This window comes from Seohaeicola sp. (genome assembly GCF_048006315.1).
Classification (GTDB): Bacteria; Pseudomonadota; Alphaproteobacteria; order Rhodobacterales; family Rhodobacteraceae; genus Seohaeicola.
The window spans coordinates 1,820,644-1,839,603 of the sequence record NZ_CP180350.1; the positions used below are offsets into that span (position 1 = coordinate 1,820,644).

18 protein-coding genes and 1 other RNA gene are annotated in these 18,960 nt (G+C 63.8%); 9 read left to right on the top strand and 10 right to left on the bottom strand.

Going from position 1 to position 18,960, the window contains the following annotated elements:
• Window positions 1–11: 11 nt before the first annotated feature.
• Together ACMUJL_RS09180 and ACMUJL_RS09185 are read right to left on the bottom strand one after the other, a co-directional pair.
• Complete coding sequence (locus tag ACMUJL_RS09180; RefSeq protein ID WP_068294376.1) at window positions 12–1,859, bottom strand: extracellular solute-binding protein; 1,848 nt, start codon at window positions 1,857–1,859, stop codon at window positions 12–14.
• A 261-nt stretch (window positions 1,860–2,120) separates the two neighbouring features.
• Window positions 2,121–2,630, bottom strand: a complete 510-nt coding sequence (locus ACMUJL_RS09185) for a c-type cytochrome (RefSeq protein WP_375568796.1) — start codon at window positions 2,628–2,630, stop codon at window positions 2,121–2,123.
• A 147-nt stretch (window positions 2,631–2,777) separates the two neighbouring features.
• Between ACMUJL_RS09185 and ACMUJL_RS09190 the strand changes: the two genes are divergently transcribed.
• Both ACMUJL_RS09190 and ACMUJL_RS09195 read left to right on the top strand, forming a co-directional pair.
• Entirely contained in the window at window positions 2,778–3,608 is an 831-nt protein-coding gene (locus tag ACMUJL_RS09190; protein WP_068293805.1) for a prephenate dehydratase, read from the top strand.
• 38 nt (window positions 3,609–3,646) lie between these two features.
• Window positions 3,647–4,624 carry a D-2-hydroxyacid dehydrogenase family protein gene (locus ACMUJL_RS09195; RefSeq protein ID WP_375568794.1) on the top strand — a complete coding sequence of 326 codons (978 nt, stop codon included), beginning with the start codon at window positions 3,647–3,649 and terminating at the stop codon, window positions 4,622–4,624.
• A gap of 11 nt (window positions 4,625–4,635) precedes the next feature.
• Here ACMUJL_RS09195 and ACMUJL_RS09200 read toward each other — a convergent pair whose 3' ends face one another.
• Together ACMUJL_RS09200 and nudC are read right to left on the bottom strand one after the other, a co-directional pair.
• Window positions 4,636–5,103: an SRPBCC family protein gene (locus ACMUJL_RS09200; protein WP_068293811.1), complete on the bottom strand. Its 468-nt coding sequence runs from the start codon at window positions 5,101–5,103 to the stop codon at window positions 4,636–4,638.
• 135 nt (window positions 5,104–5,238) lie between these two features.
• Window positions 5,239–6,210, bottom strand: coding sequence for an NAD(+) diphosphatase (nudC, locus tag ACMUJL_RS09205; protein ID WP_375568792.1), 972 nt, complete (start codon window positions 6,208–6,210; stop codon window positions 5,239–5,241).
• Between the two features lie 235 nt (window positions 6,211–6,445).
• Between nudC and ACMUJL_RS09210 the strand changes: the two genes are divergently transcribed.
• The 3 genes from ACMUJL_RS09210 to rsgA all read left to right on the top strand — a co-directional run bounded on the left by ACMUJL_RS09210 (window position 6,446) and on the right by rsgA (window position 9,763).
• On the top strand, window positions 6,446–8,386 hold the full coding sequence (locus tag ACMUJL_RS09210; protein WP_375568790.1) for a bifunctional 2',3'-cyclic-nucleotide 2'-phosphodiesterase/3'-nucleotidase: 1,941 nt from the start codon (window positions 6,446–6,448) through the stop codon (window positions 8,384–8,386).
• 70 nt (window positions 8,387–8,456) lie between these two features.
• An RNA gene (gene ffs / locus ACMUJL_RS09215) (signal recognition particle sRNA small type) lies at window positions 8,457–8,555 on the top strand.
• Between the two features lie 116 nt (window positions 8,556–8,671).
• Window positions 8,672–9,763 (top strand): ribosome small subunit-dependent GTPase A, encoded by a 1,092-nt coding sequence (gene rsgA, locus ACMUJL_RS09220; protein WP_375568788.1) that lies wholly within the window; start codon window positions 8,672–8,674, stop codon window positions 9,761–9,763.
• Here rsgA and ACMUJL_RS09225 read toward each other — a convergent pair whose 3' ends face one another.
• Both ACMUJL_RS09225 and ACMUJL_RS09230 read right to left on the bottom strand, forming a co-directional pair.
• Window positions 9,764–10,264, bottom strand: a complete 501-nt coding sequence (locus ACMUJL_RS09225; RefSeq protein ID WP_068293820.1) for a dual specificity protein phosphatase family protein — start codon at window positions 10,262–10,264, stop codon at window positions 9,764–9,766.
• Between the two features lies 1 nt (window position 10,265).
• Window positions 10,266–11,108: a neutral zinc metallopeptidase gene (locus ACMUJL_RS09230; protein WP_375568785.1), complete on the bottom strand. Its 843-nt coding sequence runs from the start codon at window positions 11,106–11,108 to the stop codon at window positions 10,266–10,268.
• Between the two features lie 143 nt (window positions 11,109–11,251).
• Here ACMUJL_RS09230 and ACMUJL_RS09235 point away from each other — a divergent pair, with 143 nt between their 5' ends.
• From ACMUJL_RS09235 to recR, 3 genes are read left to right on the top strand one after another with little or no spacing between them, the layout of a single operon-like run.
• On the top strand, window positions 11,252–13,012 hold the full coding sequence (locus ACMUJL_RS09235) for a DNA polymerase III subunit gamma/tau (protein ID WP_068293827.1): 1,761 nt from the start codon (window positions 11,252–11,254) through the stop codon (window positions 13,010–13,012).
• A gap of 55 nt (window positions 13,013–13,067) precedes the next feature.
• The gene (locus ACMUJL_RS09240; protein ID WP_375568783.1) at window positions 13,068–13,412 is read left to right on the top strand and encodes a YbaB/EbfC family nucleoid-associated protein; all 345 of its coding nucleotides are present in this window, start codon (window positions 13,068–13,070) and stop codon (window positions 13,410–13,412) included.
• Between the two features lie 19 nt (window positions 13,413–13,431).
• Window positions 13,432–14,025 carry a recombination mediator RecR gene (gene recR, locus ACMUJL_RS09245; RefSeq protein WP_068293830.1) on the top strand — a complete coding sequence of 198 codons (594 nt, stop codon included), beginning with the start codon at window positions 13,432–13,434 and terminating at the stop codon, window positions 14,023–14,025.
• 104 nt (window positions 14,026–14,129) lie between these two features.
• Here recR and ACMUJL_RS09250 read toward each other — a convergent pair whose 3' ends face one another.
• The 3 genes from ACMUJL_RS09250 to ACMUJL_RS09260 form a co-directional block, all read right to left on the bottom strand.
• The gene (locus ACMUJL_RS09250) at window positions 14,130–15,302 is read right to left on the bottom strand and encodes a type III PLP-dependent enzyme (protein ID WP_375568781.1); all 1,173 of its coding nucleotides are present in this window, start codon (window positions 15,300–15,302) and stop codon (window positions 14,130–14,132) included.
• 239 nt (window positions 15,303–15,541) lie between these two features.
• Complete coding sequence (locus ACMUJL_RS09255; RefSeq protein ID WP_375568779.1) at window positions 15,542–16,687, bottom strand: FAD-dependent oxidoreductase; 1,146 nt, start codon at window positions 16,685–16,687, stop codon at window positions 15,542–15,544.
• A 133-nt stretch (window positions 16,688–16,820) separates the two neighbouring features.
• Window positions 16,821–17,579 (bottom strand): DUF1013 domain-containing protein, encoded by a 759-nt coding sequence (locus ACMUJL_RS09260; protein ID WP_068293835.1) that lies wholly within the window; start codon window positions 17,577–17,579, stop codon window positions 16,821–16,823.
• A 228-nt stretch (window positions 17,580–17,807) separates the two neighbouring features.
• On the opposite strand from ACMUJL_RS09260, the gene ACMUJL_RS09265 reads away from it, so the two are divergent.
• A complete protein-coding gene (locus tag ACMUJL_RS09265; protein WP_416914443.1) occupies window positions 17,808–18,416 on the top strand; it encodes a ribonuclease T2 family protein in 609 nt (202 codons plus the stop codon).
• Window positions 18,417–18,422: 6 nt separating this feature from the next.
• On the opposite strand, the gene ACMUJL_RS09270 is transcribed toward ACMUJL_RS09265, so the two are convergent.
• Entirely contained in the window at window positions 18,423–18,845 is a 423-nt protein-coding gene (locus ACMUJL_RS09270) for an H-NS family nucleoid-associated regulatory protein (protein ID WP_416914233.1), read from the bottom strand.
• Window positions 18,846–18,960: the final 115 nt, after the last annotated feature.

The window sequence follows — 18,960 nt, forward strand, 5'->3', positions numbered from 1 at the left end:
CCCCGCGCCCCTTAGCGGATCGCGCCAGAGGCGCGCAGCGCCTGCGCCTTGTCCGCGTTGAACCACCAGATCGACAGCTCGCCCATGCCATTGGGCGGCGGGTTATCGGTATAGGGACGCTCGTACATATCGAAATAGGCGATGTTATGCTCGCCCTTGTACCATTGGGGCACCCAGATGTGCATGGCGCGCAAGACCCGGTCCAGAGCCGACACGGCGGTTTCCAGGTCTTCGCGGGTGGTCGCGTTCTCGATCGTCTTGATCAGCGCGTCCACCGCCACGTTGTTCACACCGGCGATGTTGTTCGACCCCTCGACCGCGGCGGCCTCGCCACCGAAGATGCCGCGCAATTCGATGCCCGGCGTCTGCGACATGGAATAGCGGCGCGTCACGATGTCGAAATCGAAGTTCTTTTCCCGCTCCTGCGACTGGGCGCTGTCGACGCGGGTATAGACCGCGTCCACGCCAAGACGGCGCAGGTTTTCGACATAGGGGTTGATGATGCGCTCGAAACTGGCGCTGTCGTTCAGCACTTCGATCCGCAGCGGCTGACCTGCCGCGTTCACGCGAATGCCATCGGCCCCGACGGTCCAGCCCGCTTCGTCCAGAAGACGCCCGGCGGCGCGCAGCACCCTGCGGTCAGCCACGTTGTCGGGGCTTGATACGGCAGGGGTAAAGGCGGGTTCGGTGAAAACAGTTTCGGGCACATATTCGCGCAGCGGTTCCAGCAGGGCCAGTTCGGCATCCGAGGGCAGACCCTCGGCCTGCATGGTGGAATTTTCCCAGAAACTGTCGGTGCGCGCATAGATTCCGTAGAACAGGCTTTCATTGGCCCATTCGAAGTTGAAGGCCATGCCGATGGCCTGACGCACGCGCGGATCCTCGAACACCGGACGGCGCAGGTTGAACCAGAAGCCCTGCGTCCCGGCAGGACGGCCATCCGGCAGGGTTTCCACCTTGACGGCCCCGCTCTGAACCGCCGGGAAATCATATCCCGTGGCCCAGATCAGCGACATGAATTCCTCGCGGTACATGTAGGCGCCCGCCTTGAAGGCTTCGAAGGCGGTGGTGTAATCCGCGAAATACTCGATCTGCAGGATGTCGAAATTGCTCTGTCCGACGTTCACGTTCAGATCGCGCGCCCAGTAGTCATCGCGCCGCTTGTAGCTGACGGACCGGCCCGGATCGACGCGGTCCAGCATATAGGGACCCGAGCCAAGCGGCGGCTCGAGCGTGGATTCCGCGAAATCACGGGTCTCGTAATAGGCGCGCGAAAAGATCGGCAGGCCGGCGGCGCTCATGGCCAGTTCGCGCAGGGCGCCATCTGGATTGAAGGTGAACTTGACCGTCAGATCATCGATCGCCTCGACCGATTTGAAATCCTTGAACAGCACCCGGTAAGACGGCTGGCCCTTGTCGCGCAGCACCTCGTAGCTGAAGACCACATCATGGGCGGTGACAGGCGTTCCATCGGAAAAACGCGCCTCGGGGCGCATGTGGAAGATCGCCCATTCGCGGTTTTCGGGGTATTCGATCGTATGGGCGACAAGGCCGTACATCGCGTCAGGTTCGTCCAGCGATCCGGTCATCAGCGTGTCGAAGAACACGGTCGACAGGGCGGCGGCATTGCCCTTGAGGATATAGGGCGTGAGGCTGTCGAAGGTGCCGAATCCCCAGGTCGAGAATGTGCCGCCCTTCGGCGCCTCCGGGTTCACATAGTCGAAATGGGCAAAGCCCTCAGGATATTTCAGATCCCCGAAGGTGGAAATGCCATGGGCGCGGATGATCCGCTCTTCGGCCCTGAGGGGCGCCATGGACGCCAGAACAAGCAGGCATGCCATCCCCAGCGCCATCAACATGGCGACAAGGCGGGGCGGCGTGGATTGGGCGGTGCGCGCGGCGGCGCTGCTGCGGGGCCGGTTCAAGTGCTCATCCTCCTGCTGGTGCGGCCGGTACGATCCGGTCCTCTTTGGTCAAACTAAGCTAAAGGGCGGCAAGGGCCATATTCAAGTTGAGATTGGGTGATCTTTCCGTGATCGACGGCAAAGTGACCGGCACGGAATGAAAAAGACCGCCGATGCATGGCATGGCGGTCTTTTGATCGTCTCAACAAGACGGGATCAGTTGTCGATGCTGTCCAGGTAGGCGATCAGGTCTGCACGATCCTCGGGGGATTTCAGACCTGCAAAAGCCATCGAGGTGCCGGGCGCATAACCACGGGGGTTCTCAAGGAAAGCCGACAGGTTTTCGGGGGACCAGACGTCGTCGGTGCCGATCGCGCCGGAATAGCCAAATCCGTCTGCCGCACCTTTCTGACGACCGACAATACCATAAAGGTAAGGGCCGGTTCCGTTCGCGCCGGGCTCAAGCTTGTGGCAGGCAGCGCATTTGTTGAACTGGCGCGCGCCGCGGCCAATGTCGGCCGCAGCCAGCAGTTCCTCGAAGTTCACTTCTTCGACAACTTCGGCGACTTCTTCGGCACCGGTGTCGATCACATAGGCCTGCTGGGTTTCGCCGTGACCACCGCCCGTGTGATAAAGTTCCTCAGCGCCCCACTTGGCCAGAAGGAAAATCAGAAGAGCACCGCAGAAGGCACCCAGGGTCTTGGTGAAGGTCATCGTGTCAAGCATGTCTCGCCCGTCCGTTGAATCGGTTTGCAATTTGGTCGCTATCCGGCGGGTATCTATTGCTTCCCCTTCTGCGTGGCAAGGTATAGTTACCGCGACCAAACGCCCACCGGGGCGAAAAGTGACCCGAATTCGACAGGAATTGACCGTATGACCAATCGCATTGCCTTTCAGGGGGACCTTGGCGCCTATTCGCACGAGGCCTGCGTGGCCGCCCGCCCGGACCTTGAGGCGCTGCCCTGCCGCACCTTCGAAGAGGTGATCGAGGCGGTGAATTCGGGCCGCGCCGCCATGGCGATGCTGCCGGTGGAAAACTCGACCTACGGGCGGGTTGCCGACATTCACAGGCTGCTGCCCGAATCCGGCCTGCATATCGTGGGCGAGGTCTTCGTGCGGGTGCGCATCTGCCTGATGGCGCAACCGGGCACAAGGCTTGAGGATATCCGCAAGGTGCGGGCCCATCTGGTGCTGATCCCGCAGGCGCGCGCCTTTCTGGACCAGCATGGCATCGCCGCCGAAGCTGCCGCCGACAGCGCGGGCGCCGCAGCAGAGCTGGCGCGCGATGGTGCCGGGGACCAGGGCGTTCTGGCCAGCGAACTGGCCGCGCAGATCCACGGGCTGGAGGTTCTGGCCCGCGACATCGAAGATCACGGTCATAACACGACGCGCTTCCTGCTCATGGCCCCGCAGGCCGACATGACACGCAGGTCCGACCACATGATGACGACATTCATCTTCCAGGTCCGCAACATTCCCGCAGCACTCTACAAGGCGATGGGTGGTTTCGCCACGAACGGTGTGAACATGACCAAGCTGGAAAGCTACATGGTGGGTGGTTCCTTCACGGCGACGCAGTTCTATGCCGATATCGAAGGGCACCCCGACGATGAGAATGTGCAGCGTGCCCTGGAAGAGCTGCGCTATTTCACCAATGAGTTGACGATCCTGGGCGTCTATCCGGCCGACCCCAAGCGTTATTGAACCGAATAGCGCACCGCGTCAGGACAAAAGGAAACCGCATGAAAGTCCATATTCTCGACGATTGGTTCGACACCCTGCGTGCTCTGCCCTCTTTCGCCCGGCTCGAAGGGCATGAGGTCACCGTCTGGACCGATCATGTGGAAGACGTGGACATCCTTGCCGACAGGCTGGCCGAGGCCGAAGCGCTGGTGCTGTTCCGCGAGCGCACGGCCGTGACGGCCGCGCTTCTGGACCGTCTGCCGAACTTGCGCCTGATCTCGCAACGCGGGCCCTATCCGCATGTGGACGTTGCCGCCTGCACGGCACGCGGGGTGCTTGTGTCGTCGAACATGAGCGCGGGGCTGCCATCCTATGCGGCGGCCGAGCTGACCTGGGGACTGATCCTGGCCGCGATGCGGCAGATCCCGCAGCAGATGGCCAGCCTGCGCGCGGGGCACTGGCAGATGGGCGTCGGGCGCACGTTGCGCGGGCGACCGCTTGGCCTGTTCGGCTATGGACGCATTTCTGGCGTTGTGGCGGGTTATGCGCGCGCCTTCGGCATGCCCGTGCATGTCTGGGGATCAGAGGCCGCGCGAGAGAGGGCGACAGCCGACGGGCTTTTCGTTCCCGAAAGCCGCGAGGCGTTCTTTGCCGGCTGCGACGTCATCAGCCTGCATGTGAAACTGACGCCTGCGACGCGTGGCATCATCACGGCTGCGGATCTGGGCGCGATGCGGCCCGGATCGGTGCTGGTGAACACCTCGCGTTCCGGCCTGATCGCGGCAGGCGCGCTGCTGGACGGGTTGAACGCGGGTCGCCCCGGCACGGCGGCGCTGGATGTGTTCGACACCGAGCCGCTGGCGAATGTCGCCGACCCGCTGATGTCACATCCAAACGTGATCTGCACACCGCATATCGGCTACGTGACCGAAGACGAACTGGACATGCAATTCGGCGATATCTACGACCAGATCAACGCCTATGCGCAGGGCGCGCCCATCCACCTGGCCAACCCGGAGATCGGCCCGAAAGCCTGATCCGCCAAGGCTCAACCCAGGCGCTTGGCGCGGTCTTCCAGATCGCGGGCATAGTCGGCCATCCTGAGGTGGAACTTCTTGTTCAGGTTGGTCCGCGCCAGTTTCAACGACTGTACCAGCAGCCGGGCCGAAATCGACCTTGGCTTGAGCTCAAGTTCCACACTCAGCCGTGTGCGGCCTCGTGACAGGGCCAGCATTTCAACCTTCATGTCGGTTTCAAGCCCCTGTGCCACAGAATGAAACCGCATGTTGTTGGGCGGATCATATTCGGTCATCCGGATTTCAAGCTGGCGTTGCCGCCCACGCGCCATGAAGCTGGCCGACCAGCTCATGCCGATGCCGGGTTTTCGCATGTTGTCGGTCCGCTGTACCTCGGCCCCGCGCCGCAGGGCGGCCCTTTCGAGTGTCTCGAAATCGCTGACCAGCGCAAAGACCTGTTCGATCGGCGCTTCGATGTCTTCCTTGGAAGAGAATTTCATAACCGTTCACTCGTACATTTGGGGCGCCGACATTGGCGCTTCCGTCGACCATAGCGCGCAGGACCATCCTGGCCAGCCGTCCAGGCTGCAGGCGCATTTCGGACAAGATGCGTCATATAGAGGCGCAGTTTCATGTCAATCAAGCCGGTCCGCAAGCCAATTGCTGAGGATGAAATGAGCAATCGCCCCCTTGCGCGCGGGCAGCAGCTTTGGATGGCGCCCCGCGAAGGCTTCGAGCATGTCGTCGCGGCTGACCCACATCGCATCCTCGATCTCGACCGGGTCGATCGTGATGTCGCGGCTGGTTGCCTCTCCGCGGCAGCCCAGCATCAGCGAGGATGGAAACGGCCATGGCTGACTGGCAAGGTAGTCCACCTGCCCGACGCGCACGCCCGCCTCTTCCCAGACTTCGCGGCGCACCGCCGCCTCGATCGTCTCGCCGGGTTCGATAAATCCGGCAAGCAGTGAATACATCCCCTCGGGCCAGCCGTGCGAGCGCCCCATCAGGACAGAATTGCCATGCGTAATCAACATGATGACCACGGGATCGGTACGCGGAAAATGATGCGCCCCGCAGGCCGGACAATCGCGTTGCCACCCCGCCTTCGCCACCCGGCTGGGCGCGCCGCAGACGGCACAGAACCCGTGCGTGGCGTGCCAGTTCAGCAGCGCGCGGCCACTTGCGGCCAGTTCCGCGTCGCGCGGGCTGATCCGTGTCATCACCGCCCGCAATTCCGCAAAACGGTGCGTCTGCGGCAGCGCGGGATGCACCTGTTCGCTGCGATCGACATAGCTGTTGACGGATGACAGGTCCTGGTCGTCGGGCGTCCAACCCGCCAGATCATGGGCAAAAACCGCCGCTTCGTCCTCTCGCCCCAGGAAGAAGGGGTCGGATGCCGCGGCCGACAGGATCGGGTGATCAAGTGGCAGGCGGGCCAGCCCGCGCCCGTCGGGACCATCCGCAAGCAGAGGCTTGCCACGCCAGAACAGGATGGTCCTGCTGGCCGGATCCGCCATGGCTTGCTGGAGCGCAGGCGCATCGCCCCGCAGTTCGGCTGCCCGATCCAGACCCGATCCCCCGAATGTGACTGTTTCCGCGATTTTCATTCTGCTCTTTGCCCTTTTCCGACCGCTTGCCGCGGCACGGTATGCTTCCGGCGAGAGATTGGCACCGGCACTTGCGGAATGCAAAGCATCACGGTGAAAATCCAACTCTTTCGCTTTCAGGTAGTTTTTTCATGCGCTATACTACCCTCGCTGGATACGGCGGCGCCCCCCCGACCGGTCAGTGCCCTTTGCATGTGGTCCAGCCTCGACCGAGGCTGATTTGGTATGATGAAACGTGACTTTTTCTTCGCTTGAACATGATCCTCCCCAGTCCTGCGCACGGTCGAAGGAAATCGACCTGCGCCTCATGCAGACAACCGATCTGCACGCCCACCTTCTGGCCTATGACTATTCCTCGGATCAGCCTGCGGACAGGATGGGGCTGGCACGGCTTGCCAGCCTGATCCACGCGGCACGGGCAGAGGTCGCGAATTGCCTTTTGCTGGATACCGGCGATTTCCTGCAGGGCAACGCCTTGGGAGATATTTACGCCGATCCGCAACTGACGGATACCGAGCGGCCCCATCCGGTGATCGCGACGATGAACAGCCTTGGCTATGACGCGGCAACCCTGGGCAATCACGATTTCAACTACGGCCTCGACTTCCTTGGCCGCACCCTCGTGGGCGCGGCCTTTCCGCTGGTCTGCGCCAATGTCGCGCGCAGGCTTGGGCGCGATCCCTGCGACGACGACACATGGCTGCCCCCCTGGACGATCCTGACACGCAGGGTCCGCGACAGGACCGGGGGATGGCATGACCTGCGGATCGGCATGATCGGCCTTCTGCCGCCGCAGATCGACATCTGGGACCGGCAGCACCTTGAAGGGCGGCTCAAGACACGAGACATGATACAGGCGGCACGCGCGCATCTGCCCGACATGCGCGCGGCAGGTGCCGACATCGTGGTGGTCCTCAGCCATTCCGGCATCGCGCCCGAAGACGGCAGAACCCGGATGGAGAACGCAGCTTTGCCGCTGGCTGCGCTTTCCGGGGTGGATGCGTTGCTTTGCGGGCACCAGCACCTGACCTTTCCGGGCCCCGCCTTTTCCGGGATCGAGGGCGTTGATGAAAAGGCCGGAACGATCCACGGGAAACCTGCGGTCATGGCGGGGTTCTGGGGCTCGCATCTCGGGGTGATCGACCTGACCCTGCAGCGCACCGCCGATGGCTGGCATGTCAGCGACCATCGCAGCGCGTTGCGTCCGATCTACAAGCGCACCGAGGACCGCACGGGACGCGCGCTGGTGGGCGATGACGGCGCCGTGGTGGCCCTGGCCCGCGATGCGCATGCCAGAACCCTTGCCCATATGCGCCGCCCGATCGGCCACTGCAGCAAGCCGCTGCATTCCTTTTTTGCGCTGGTGGCCGATGATCCCTCGATCCAGCTGGTGGCCGAGGCGCAGCGCGCGCGCGTCGCCGCATTGCTGGCCGGAACGCGTGAAGGGGACCTGCCTCTTCTATCCGCCGTCGCGCCCTTCAAGGCAGGCGGCGCGGCGGGGCCCGAGCATTTCACCGATGTTCCAGCCGGGCCGTTGAGAATCCGCAATCTGGCCGATCTCTATGCGTTTCCAAACCTGTTGACAGCGGTGCAGGTGACGGGTGAGGCCCTGTGCAACTGGCTGGAACATGCCGCCGGGCAGTTCAACAGGATCCAACCCGGCCTGCGCGACCAGATGCTCTGCAACCCTGACTTTCCCAGCTACAATTTCGATGTGATCTGCGGCCTGCGATACGTGATAGATCCGTCGCAGCCTGCGCGCTTTGCGCCTGACGGCAGGCTGCTGGACACCATGGCGCAGCGCGTGCGCGAGATCACGTGGAACGGGCGCGCCATTGCCCCGGACGACAGGTTCATCGTGGCGACCAACAGCTATCGCGCCGGCGGCGGTGGCGGCTTTGCCCAGTCTGCCGAGATGCGCGATGTGGCCCTGAACAGACCCTCCCGCGGCGGTGCCGAAACCATCCGCGACGTGCTAGAGGCCTATGTCGCGGGGCGCGGGCTGATCACGCAGGTCACGCGTCCGGTCTGGCGGTTTGCGCCCGCACCCAGGACCTCGGCCCTGTTCGACAGCGCGCCCGCCGCAGCCGAGGCGCTTCATGATCTGAGCGGTGTCAGAATAGAAAGTGCAGGCTGGGCGCCACATGGGTTTGCGCGGTTCCGGCTGCATTTCTGACCCGCGGCCAATCGGCGGCAGGTGGGATACACCTGCTTGCAATGCAACGCTGCGCCGCCTATATGGGCGGTGAGAGGTTGGCGCGGGCAGGCACCTCGCCAACCCGGTCAGATCCGGAAGGAAGCAGCCGTAACGAGCCCCGCTTGGGTCGTTGTCCAGCCTCTCACCTTCATCCCCCGATGATCGCCGTTCAGACGCGGGCCTTGCGTCGGCCACTGAAACCCGCCAAGGATCGTGACTGATCGCGATCCCTGACGAAAGGCCATGATGCCCGCTGACAGCCCCATGCACGACGACAATGGCACGCTTGACGGGCTGGCGGCCTTGGGATGGTCCGCCCATTTCGCGGATCAATGCGTAAACGAGGGCAGCGAGGCGCTGCACCCCATGCGCATCATTTCCGTGCAGCGCGCGATGGCGACCGGTCTGGACGCGCAGGGCGAACGACCGCTCGGGTTTCCGCCGGAATTGCGGGCGGGCGGTCTGGCCGTCGGAGACTGGGTGCTGGTCGACCCCGAAACCGGGCGCATCGAGACGGTGCTCGAAAGGCAATCGCTGCTCAGCCGCCGCGCCGCCGGGGTCGAGGCCAAGCCGCAACTCTTGGCTGCCAATGTGGACACGCTGTTCATCACCACCTCTTGCAATGCCGACTTCAATCCCGCCCGGCTGGAACGTTACCTCGTCCTTGCACTGGATGCCGGGGTCGCCCCCGTGATCGTGCTGACCAAGACCGACCAGACAGACGATCCCCAACGCTATGTCGCCGAGGCCCGCGCCTTGTCGGACAAGCTGGCTGGCGTGATCGCGCTGAACGCCAAGGACCGCGCTCAGATCGCTGCTTTCTCGCAATGGTGCGGACCGGGGCGCACGGTGGCTTTTGTCGGATCGTCCGGGGTGGGGAAATCGACCTTGATCAATGCCTTGACCGGCAGCGTGCAGGCCACGGCAGACATGCGGCAGGATGATGCCAAGGGCCGGCATACGACAACCGCACGGTCCTTGCACCTGATCGAGGGCGGCGGTTTGGTCATCGACATGCCCGGCATGCGCGAACTGGGCCTGCATGATGTCTCGGGCGGGATCGACGAGCTGTTCGAGGACATCACCGCCCTGACCGGGCAATGCAAGTTCCGCGACTGCAAGCATGTCTCGGAACCCGGATGCGCGGTGCAGGCGGCCGTCGCAAGGGGTCAGCTTGACCACGCGCGGCTGGACCGCTGGCGCAAACTGAAATCCGAGGACGCCCTGAACACGACCTCGATGACCGTCAGCCGCCGACGCGCGCGTGCCCTGACACGGGCGCACAAGGCCGAATCGGACGCGCAGCGCAAGGCCAAGGGCAATAGCCCGCAGCCCAAGAAGCCGCGCAAAGGCTGATCAGCGGCGCGACTTGCGTCGCGCGGCCATGGCCCATCGCATCTGGTCTTCGGTTTCGATGGCGCATGGCCTGATGCCCCGCAGCCTGTCCAGCGCATGACCGGGCACCTCGCCCGCCTCGATCATGAGGCGTAGCGCGATCATGCCGGACCGGCCGCAGCCCCCCTTGCAATGCACAAGGACACGCCCCCCACCCGAGAGGGCGGCAAGGATCTGCGTGCTGATCGCGGGCCAGCGCGATGCCGTTGCATCATCGGGCACACCGTAATCCGCGATCGGCAGATGCACCCAGCGGGCGCCGCTTTCCTGCATGATCTGGCCCAGATGCTCGGATCCGTTCTCGATCATCTCGATCCGGGTGGTCAGGCTCAGCACGATGGCGGGCCGCCAGGCGCGCAGATGATCCAGATCGCCGGCGGGATCACCCAGCCGCCCCGGCAAGGGGGCAATGGCCAGGATACCGCCGGACACCGGCAAGGCATGGATCACCAGACCGGACATCTCAGAGCGCGCGCGCCGCGAAGGTGTAGCAGCGACCGATCTGCCCGCTGTCATAGCCGATGGCGAACCAGCGCGCCCGCTGGGCACTGGTGCCATGGGTGAAGGTATGCGGTTGCGGCACCCGCCCCGCGCGGGCCTGAAGGCGGTCATCGCCGATCATCCGGGCCGCGTTCAGCGCCTCCTCCAGATCGCCTGGCTCCAGCAGCCCGTCCACGGCCCGTGCCCAGACGCCTGACAGGCAATCGGCCTGCAGTTCGAGCCGCACGGTCAGGGCGTTGCCCTCGGTGGTGCTGGCGGCCTGCCGGGCACGGTGAACCTGCCCCAAGATGCCCATCTCGTTCTGGATGTGGTGGGCCACCTCATGCGCGATCACGTAGGCCGCAGCGAAATCGCCCTTGGCGCCCAGTTGCCGCGACAGGGTGGCAAAGAAATCGGTATCCAGATAGGCCTTGCGATCCGCCGGGCAGTAGAAGGGCCCCGTCGCCCCGGATGCGCCGCCACAAGGGCTTTGCGTCACACCCGAGTAAAGTACCAGAACCGGCGGCTGATAGGTGCGCCCCGCCTGGTCCTGCATGACCTGCGACCAGACCTGTTCCGTGGTTGCCAGCACCCGGCCTGCGAACTCTGCCGCCTGCTGTTCCTCGGGGGTGGGTGCGGATTGCGTGATCTGGCCACGCGGGTCCTGATCCTGCAGCAGCGGGGTCACGTCGATCCCGGCGAAATAGCCGATGGCCAGCACCAGAAGAAAACCGACACCGCCAATCCTGGCACCGCCCCCGCCAACCCGTCGCTGTCCGCGCCGGTCTTCGATATTGCGGCTGCGCCGCACGTCCTTCAACCGCATGGTCGATCCCCCCGGAACCCATCCTGTTGCTGCCAGACTACACCAAAGCCGAGATGCGAAAAGCCCGGATTACCCTCGGCGATGTCTGGACGCGGGCGGGCCGATTGCCTAGGTTGACATCTGTTCCCTGAGCCAGAGGCCCCATGACCCAGACCCCAGAAACCGGCTACCGCGTTCTGGCCCGCAAGTACCGGCCCGAAACCTTTGCCGATCTGGTCGGGCAGGATGCCATGGTGCGCACGCTGCGCAACGCCTTTGCGGCAGACCGCATCGCCCAGGCCTTCATCATGACAGGAATCCGGGGCACGGGGAAAACCACGACGGCGCGGATCATCGCCAAGGGCATGAACTGCATCGGCGCGGATGGCACGGGTGGCCCGACGACCGACCCCTGCGGAACCTGTGAACATTGTGTGGCCATTATGGAAGGCCGCCATGTCGATGTGATGGAGATGGACGCGGCATCCCGCACCGGCGTGGGCGACATCCGCGAAATCATCGAAAGCGTGCATTACCGGGCGGCCTCGGCCCGCTACAAGATCTATATCATCGACGAGGTTCACATGCTGTCGACCAGCGCGTTCAACGCGCTGCTCAAGACGCTGGAAGAACCGCCCGCCCATGTGAAATTCATTTTCGCCACGACCGAAATCCGCAAGGTGCCCGTCACCGTGCTGTCGCGGTGCCAACGCTTCGACCTGCGCCGGATCGAACCCGAGGTGATGATCGCCCTCCTGCGCAAGATCGCGGCAGCAGAGGGTGCGCAGATCACCGATGATGCGCTGGCGCTGATCACCCGTGCGGCCGAGGGATCGGCCCGCGATGCCACCTCGCTGCTGGACCAGGCGATTTCGCATGGTGCGGGCGAAACCACCGCCGATCAGGTGCGCGCCATGCTGGGGCTGGCGGACCGGGGCCGGGTGCTGGACCTGTTCGACATGATCATGCGCGGCGATGCCGGTGGCGCGCTGTCCGAACTGGGTGCGCAATATGCCGATGGTGCCGATCCCATGGCGGTGTTGCGGGATCTGGCCGAGGTGACGCACTGGATTTCCGTGGTCAAGATCACACCGGACGCGGCCGAAGATCCCACGGTCGGCCCGGATGAGCGCGCGCGGGGTCAGGACATGGCCGATCGTCTGCCCCTGCGCGCGCTGGCGCGGATGTGGCAGATGCTGCTCAAGGCGCTGGACGAGGTGGCGCAAGCCCCCAACGCCATGATGGCAGCCGAAATGGCCGTGATCCGGCTGACCCATGTGGCCGACCTGCCGACGCCGGAAGAACTGGTGCGCAAGCTGCCCGACCTGCCGCCCCCTTCGCCGGGTGGTGGCCCATCGGGCGGCGGCATGTCGGCGGGCCATGCCGAGGGTGCAGCACCTGCCATGACACGCGGCGGCGCCGTGCCATCCGGCGGTGGTGGGTCGGGCAACACCGTGCAAGCCGTGGCCCTGGATGCCGAACAGGCGCTGGCCCGCTTTCCGACATTCGATCACGTGATCGACCTGATCCGCGCCAATCGCGATGTCAAACTGCTGGTCGAGGTGGAAACCGGCGTGCGCCTGGCAGCCTACCGCCCCGGCCGGATCGAATTCGTCCCGGCCGAAAGTGCCGCGCATGACCTGGCCCAGCGGCTGGGGCAGCGGCTGCAACTGTGGACCGGGAACCGCTGGGCCGTCAGCGTGGTCAATGACGGCGGCGCCGCCACGATCGCCGAGGCCCGCGACACGGCCGAGGCCGAGCTGAAGGCGAAAGCCGAGGCACATCCGATGGTCAAGGCGGTTCTGAGCGCCTTCCCGAAGGCCCGCATCACCGAGATTCGCAGCCCCGACAAGCTGGCCGCCGAGGCAGAGGCCCAGGCCCTGCCCGAGGTCGAGGATGAATGGGACCCGTTCGAAGACGATTGAAACACGGCGCCGGCTTCACCGGATGGGCCGCAGATGCAAACAGGAGAGAAACAGGATGCTCAAGGGACTAGGCGGTCTTGGCGACATGGCCAAGATGATGAAAGCCGCGCAGGAAATGCAGCAGAAGATGGCGCAGCTTCAGGAAGAGATGCACCAGATGACGGTCACGGGCGAATCCGGCGCAGGGCTGGTCAAGGCCACCTGCACCGTCAAGGGCGAGCTGAAGAGCCTTGATATCGACCCTTCGATCTTTTCGGCCGATGACAAGGAAGTGGTCGAGGACCTGATCCTTGCAGCAATCAAGGATGCGCAGGGCCGCGCCTCGGAAAAGGCGAAGGAAGAGATGGGCAAGCTGACCGAAGGCATGGGCCTGCCCAAGGACATGAACCTGCCGTTCTGACAAGGCCGGATCACCACCAATGAGCGCGAATCGCGAGATCGAGGCCCTGATCGACATGATGGCCCGGCTTCCGGGTCTGGGGCCGCGTTCGGCCCGTCGCGCCGTGCTGCACCTGATCCGCAAGCGGTCCTTGCTGATGACGCCACTGGCCGAACTGATGCGGCAGGTCGCAGCCTCGGCCCGCGAATGCCTGAACTGCGGCAATATCGGCACCGGCGACATCTGCGAGATCTGCGCCTCGGACAAGCGGGCCAACGGCATGATCTGCGTGGTCGAGGATGTGGCCGATCTTTGGGCGATGGAACGGTCCGGTGTCTTCAAGGGGCGCTATCACGTGCTGGGTGGCACCCTGTCTGCGCTGGACCAGGTCGGCCCCGAACAGCTGCGGATTCCGCGGCTGGTGGACCGGGTCGACAGCGAAGGCGTGACCGAGGTGATCCTAGCGCTGAATGCCACGGTCGACGGGCAGACCACGGCCCATTACATCGCTGATCAGCTTGAGGGACGGGTCACGCTGACCTCGCTTGCGCAGGGCGTGCCGATCGGGGGCGAGCTGGATTACCTCGACGACGGCACGATCACCGCGGCGCTGAACGCAAGACGCAAGGTCTGATCACCGCGTTCATCGCGTGTTTTTCGGGGCAAGCGTTGCAATGGATATTTGCAGCAAGAAGAAACAGGCGCGCGCGTCAAGTGATCCCGCGCGCGCCGGTCTTGTCAGATGACCACGACATCCAGCGGCGGGAAGCCGTTGAAGCAGACCGAGGAATAGGTCGAGGTATAGGCACCGCAATTGCGGATGATGAAACGGTCCCCCGCCCGCAGGCCCAGCGGCAGTTGCACGGGGCGCTTTTCATAAAGCACGTCGGCGCTGTCACAGGAGGGGCCTGCCAGGATGCAGGGGCCGGTTTCCTCGTGGTCGCGGTCGGTGATGAACTGGTAGCGGATCGCCTCGTCCATGGTTTCGGCCAGACCCGAGAACTTGCCGATGTCCAGATAGACCCAGCGGCAGATGTCATCCTCGGACTTGCGCGACACCAGCATCACCTCGGCGGCGATCATGCCGGCCTCGGCCACCATGCCGCGACCGGGTTCGGCCATGATGCGATCGGCTCCCTGGAACCGTGCCTCGACCATCTTCATCACCTGGGCGGCATAGGCGGTCGGCGCCTCGATTTCCTCGCCATAAAAGGCGGGGAAACCGCCGCCGATGTTCAGCAGGTCCAGATCGAAACCGGCGGCGCGGGCCGTGACCCAGGCGGCGGCCACGTGATCGAGGGTGCTTGTCCACATCTCGGCGCGGCGGGTCTGGCTGCCGACATGGAAGGACATGCCCACGGGTTTCAGCCCCAGATCGGTGGCGCGTGCCATCAGCGGCACGACCATATCGGGCGCGCAGCCGAACTTGCGGCTGAGCGGCCAATCCGCCTCGGTCGAACCGACGAGAAGGCGGATGTAGACCTGGGCGCCGGGCGCATGAATGGCAAGCTTCTCAAGCTCTTCCTCGGCATCTGCGGCGAAGACGCGGATACCGGCCGCATGGGCGAAGGCGATATCGGAAGCGCGCTTGACCGTGTTGCCATAGGAGATGGTTTCGGGCCGTGCGCCCAGGCTCAGGCACAGCTCGATCTCGCCGCGCGAGGCGGCATCGAAATGGCTGCCCTCGGCGATCAGGGTCGACAGGATCTCGCGGGCGGGGTTTGCCTTGACGGCATAGTGGATGTCGGCGCGGCCCAGGCCCGCCTTGAGCGCGCGGTATTGATCCGCGACGATCTGCCGGTCCAGCACCAGCGTGGGACGGTCAAACGACGACTGGCGGATGAAATTTTCAATGCGATGGGATGCGCGGACGGCGTCGCCGCCCAGCTGGGGGTTCACGTAGGCGTTCATGGTCATCTCCAATAGACCCGGATCAAAGACCCGACCAGTTCAACAGGAGACGTTACCGTCGCTACGTAAACACTGAGGGTCGAACCCTCGGCCAGAGGCGCGTGCGTTGGCGTCTATATCTGCGCATTTAGGACCAGTGAAAAATTCACGCAAGATATTTTCCGAAGCCCCGCAAAAAAAATTTCGGCGCTTCATCCCCGTAGTGGACCATGCGGGAAGGCCCTGCATAAACAGGGGCTTCATGCGGGCAAGGCGTCCTGTTGCGCCCATTCGGGCAAGCTGCGCCCGAGCGCCAGTTCCGCCCCCAACCGGCCCAGTTCGTCGCTGCATTTCGCACCGCGCCCGCAGCCGCCGACAGCGACCGACAGGCGTGGCCCTACCCGTTCCAACGCGGGGACATTCCGGGGGGTAAACGTCGTGATGCAAGGCTGGACATGGCTTGAGGCCACACGCAAGCCGGGCATCCGGGCGCTTACCTGGTCTGCCAGCATCCGCCCTACAGCGGGATTGCCCCCTGAACGGAACCAATCCTTGATGTCCTGCGTATCGCGCAGGATCACATCCACCGTGTCGCCCCCCATTTTCAGATAGACGCGCCCATCGGGATAAAGGATCGGAGGCAGCAGATAGGGATCGTTGCCATCCGGCTCCAGCCAGATCAGCGAGGGCATGGCGGCAAGGCGCGCAGCCTCTGCCGCATCAAGCTCAAGCAGCACGACAGTACGGGCATAGACGGTCAGCGGCAGCGGTTCAGGCAGGATCATGTTGGCGAAACCACCCGCCGCCACCAGCGCCTGATTGGCCGGAACATCGCCCTGATCGGTCCGGATCCGCAGACCTGTCGATGTCTCTTCGATACCCAGCACGGTATCTGGCAGGATCCGCGCGCCGGCCTGTTCGGCAATCCGCATCTGCGCCCGCACCAGCACGCGTGGATTGATATGGCCCGCACCTTGCGTCTCGTGCAGCGCCAGCGTGCCCGGATCGAAACGGAAGAAGGGGAAACGCGCGGCAAGGTCCGGCCCCTGCAGCACCTCGCATGGCAGGTTGCCCTGCTGCTGGACCGCGCGCAGGCGCATGATGTAGGGGCTGTTTTCGGCCCCGGCCATGACCGTTCCCGTCTGGTGAAAGAAGCGCAGGCCACTATCTGCTTCGATCTGGTGATAGCGCGCAATGCTGGCCTGGCTGGCGCGGCTCCAGAATGGCCATGGATCCAGGGCGCGCGTGATCCGACCCTCGTCATAGTGGCTGGCGAAAACGCCGGGATGCGTGGCCTTGTCCTGCGGTTCGGGCGGCCCGATCAACACAACGCCATGCCCGGCCTGGGCCAGGTGGCGGGCGGCGGCCGCACCGATCATACCGGCGCCTATGACGGCGATGACCATCTGATCCCTCCTTCGGGCTGTCATGCCGAAGATTGCCCGAAGCGATGCGGGCCTGCCAAGCCCGATCGGACGGCGGAAATGAAAAAGCCCGGGTCTTGCGCCCGGGCTTTTCGGTCTTGCCGAAAACGGCGGCTCAGCGGCGGCTGTCCTCGTCCTCGTCATCCTCGTCGTCATGGTCCGGCAGGTTGAAGAAGCTGTCGGCGTCGTACTTGGTTTCCGGCTTCTCGTCCTCGTCATCCTGACGCAGCGTGAATGTCTCAAGGCCTTCGATGGCCGTCGGCATCCGGGGGCCGTCATCCATGCTCAGCGACTGTTCGGTACTGACCAGCTTGCGGCGTTCGTCATCCGACATGACCACACCGTCGGCGGCGCGCTTGGCGGCGGCTTTCTGCACGGCGGCGTCCAGTTCGGACTGCTTGCACAGGCCAAGGGCAACCGGATCGATCGGCGAGATATTGGCGATGTTCCAATGGGTACGCTCGCGAATCGCCTGGATCGTCGGCTTGGTGGTGCCGACCAGCTTGCCGATCTGGCCATCGCTCAGCTCGGGGTGGAACTTGACCAGCCAGTAGATGGCCGCCGGACGATCCTGACGCTTGCTGAGCGGGGTGTAGCGCGGACCGCGGCGCGTTTCCTCGCCAACCGCGGCGGGGTTGAACTTGAGCTTCAGCTTGTGGAGCGGATTGGCCTGGCCCTTGTCGATCTCTTCCTGCGTAAGCTGGTTGTTCGCGATGGGGTCGAACCCTTTCACGCCTGCCGCCACATCGCCATCCGCAATACCCTGCACTTCAAGTTCGTGCATGCCGGTGAAATCGGCGATCTGCTTGAAGCTCAGCGTGGTGTTGTCTACCAGCCAGACGGCGGTGGCCCTGGCCATGATCGGTTTGGTCATGTCATCATCTCCTTGACCCGAATGCGCCCCTTGTCGGCAAATCTTTCCCGCCGCCTGAAAAGGCTGCCCTTTGGGGGGCGGGTTACCGTTGTCGGGGAACTTGGCCGGTATATAGTGGAGAAGGCTTGCCAAGAAAAGCCCGAATGCACCTGACCGTCCTTGCCAGTGAACGGAGCCACCATGCCCGCCCTTTCCCGATTGATCGTGACGCTTGCCCTGGCGTTGTGCATGAGCCCCCCCTCGCCCGGTCTTGCCGATGGCGAGAGGCCGGGCGAATTCGACTATTACGTGATGTCGCTCAGTTGGTCACCGAACTGGTGCGCGCTGGAAGGCGATGCCCGCAGATCCCCGCAATGCCGCGACGACAGCGGCCATGGCTGGGTGCTGCATGGGTTGTGGCCGCAATATCATCGGGGATGGCCCAGTTATTGCCGTACAACCGAGCCGCAACCCAGCCCGGCCATGACGGCCGCGATGGCCGACATCATGGGCACACCGGGATTGGCCTGGCATCAGTGGCGCAAACATGGGGTGTGCAGCGGGTTGTCTGCCACGGCCTATTTCGACCTGTCGCGCCGCGCCTATGCCAGCATCACTCGCCCGGCCGTGCTCCGCAAACTGGACAAGCCCGTGCGCTTGCCCGCCGGGCTGATCGAAGAGGCGTTCCTGAAGGAGAATGACCAGCTTGAGCCGGACATGCTGACAGTCACCTGTCGCGATGGCCGGATACAGGAGGCCAGGATCTGCCTGTCGAAAGACCTGACCCCCGTTCCGTGCGGCCGCGACGTGGTGCGCGACTGCACGCTCAAGGACGCCTTGTTCGATCCGTTGCGCTAGCGCGGATCAGACCAGCAGATCGTCAGGCGACACGCCCGAGGTGACGGCAGTCTTGAACCAGGCCGGTTGGCGGCCCTTGCCGGTCCAGGTGATGCTGGCATCATCGGGGTGGCGGTACTTGGGTGCTGCCGGTTTGCGCCGGGTCTTGCCCTGCGTGGCACCGGTCAATTCAGACAGCGAAAACCCCATTTCACGGGCTTTTGCCTCGAGCGCTGCAAGCGCCTGAAGTTTCTGGCGCTCTTCAAATCCTTCGATAGCTTTCGCGATTTTCTTTTGAAGGACTTTCAGTTCTGTCAGCGACATTTCTTCCAGGTCGATTTGTTCCATTACGGTCACATCCATTGTTGTCGGTCGAGGCAGTACGATCGTTTCAAAAACTACTACCTGGCACCATAGAAAAATCAATCGATCAGAGCTTTTTACATACAACCAGATTTTTGAAAGGCCAAATAAATTTGACTGAATTCCAGAAATAGATCTTCACCGTGCTTTAGGCAGACTCTTTCGAATTGGAATAGCCGACGAAATAATCGCAATGCGTGTA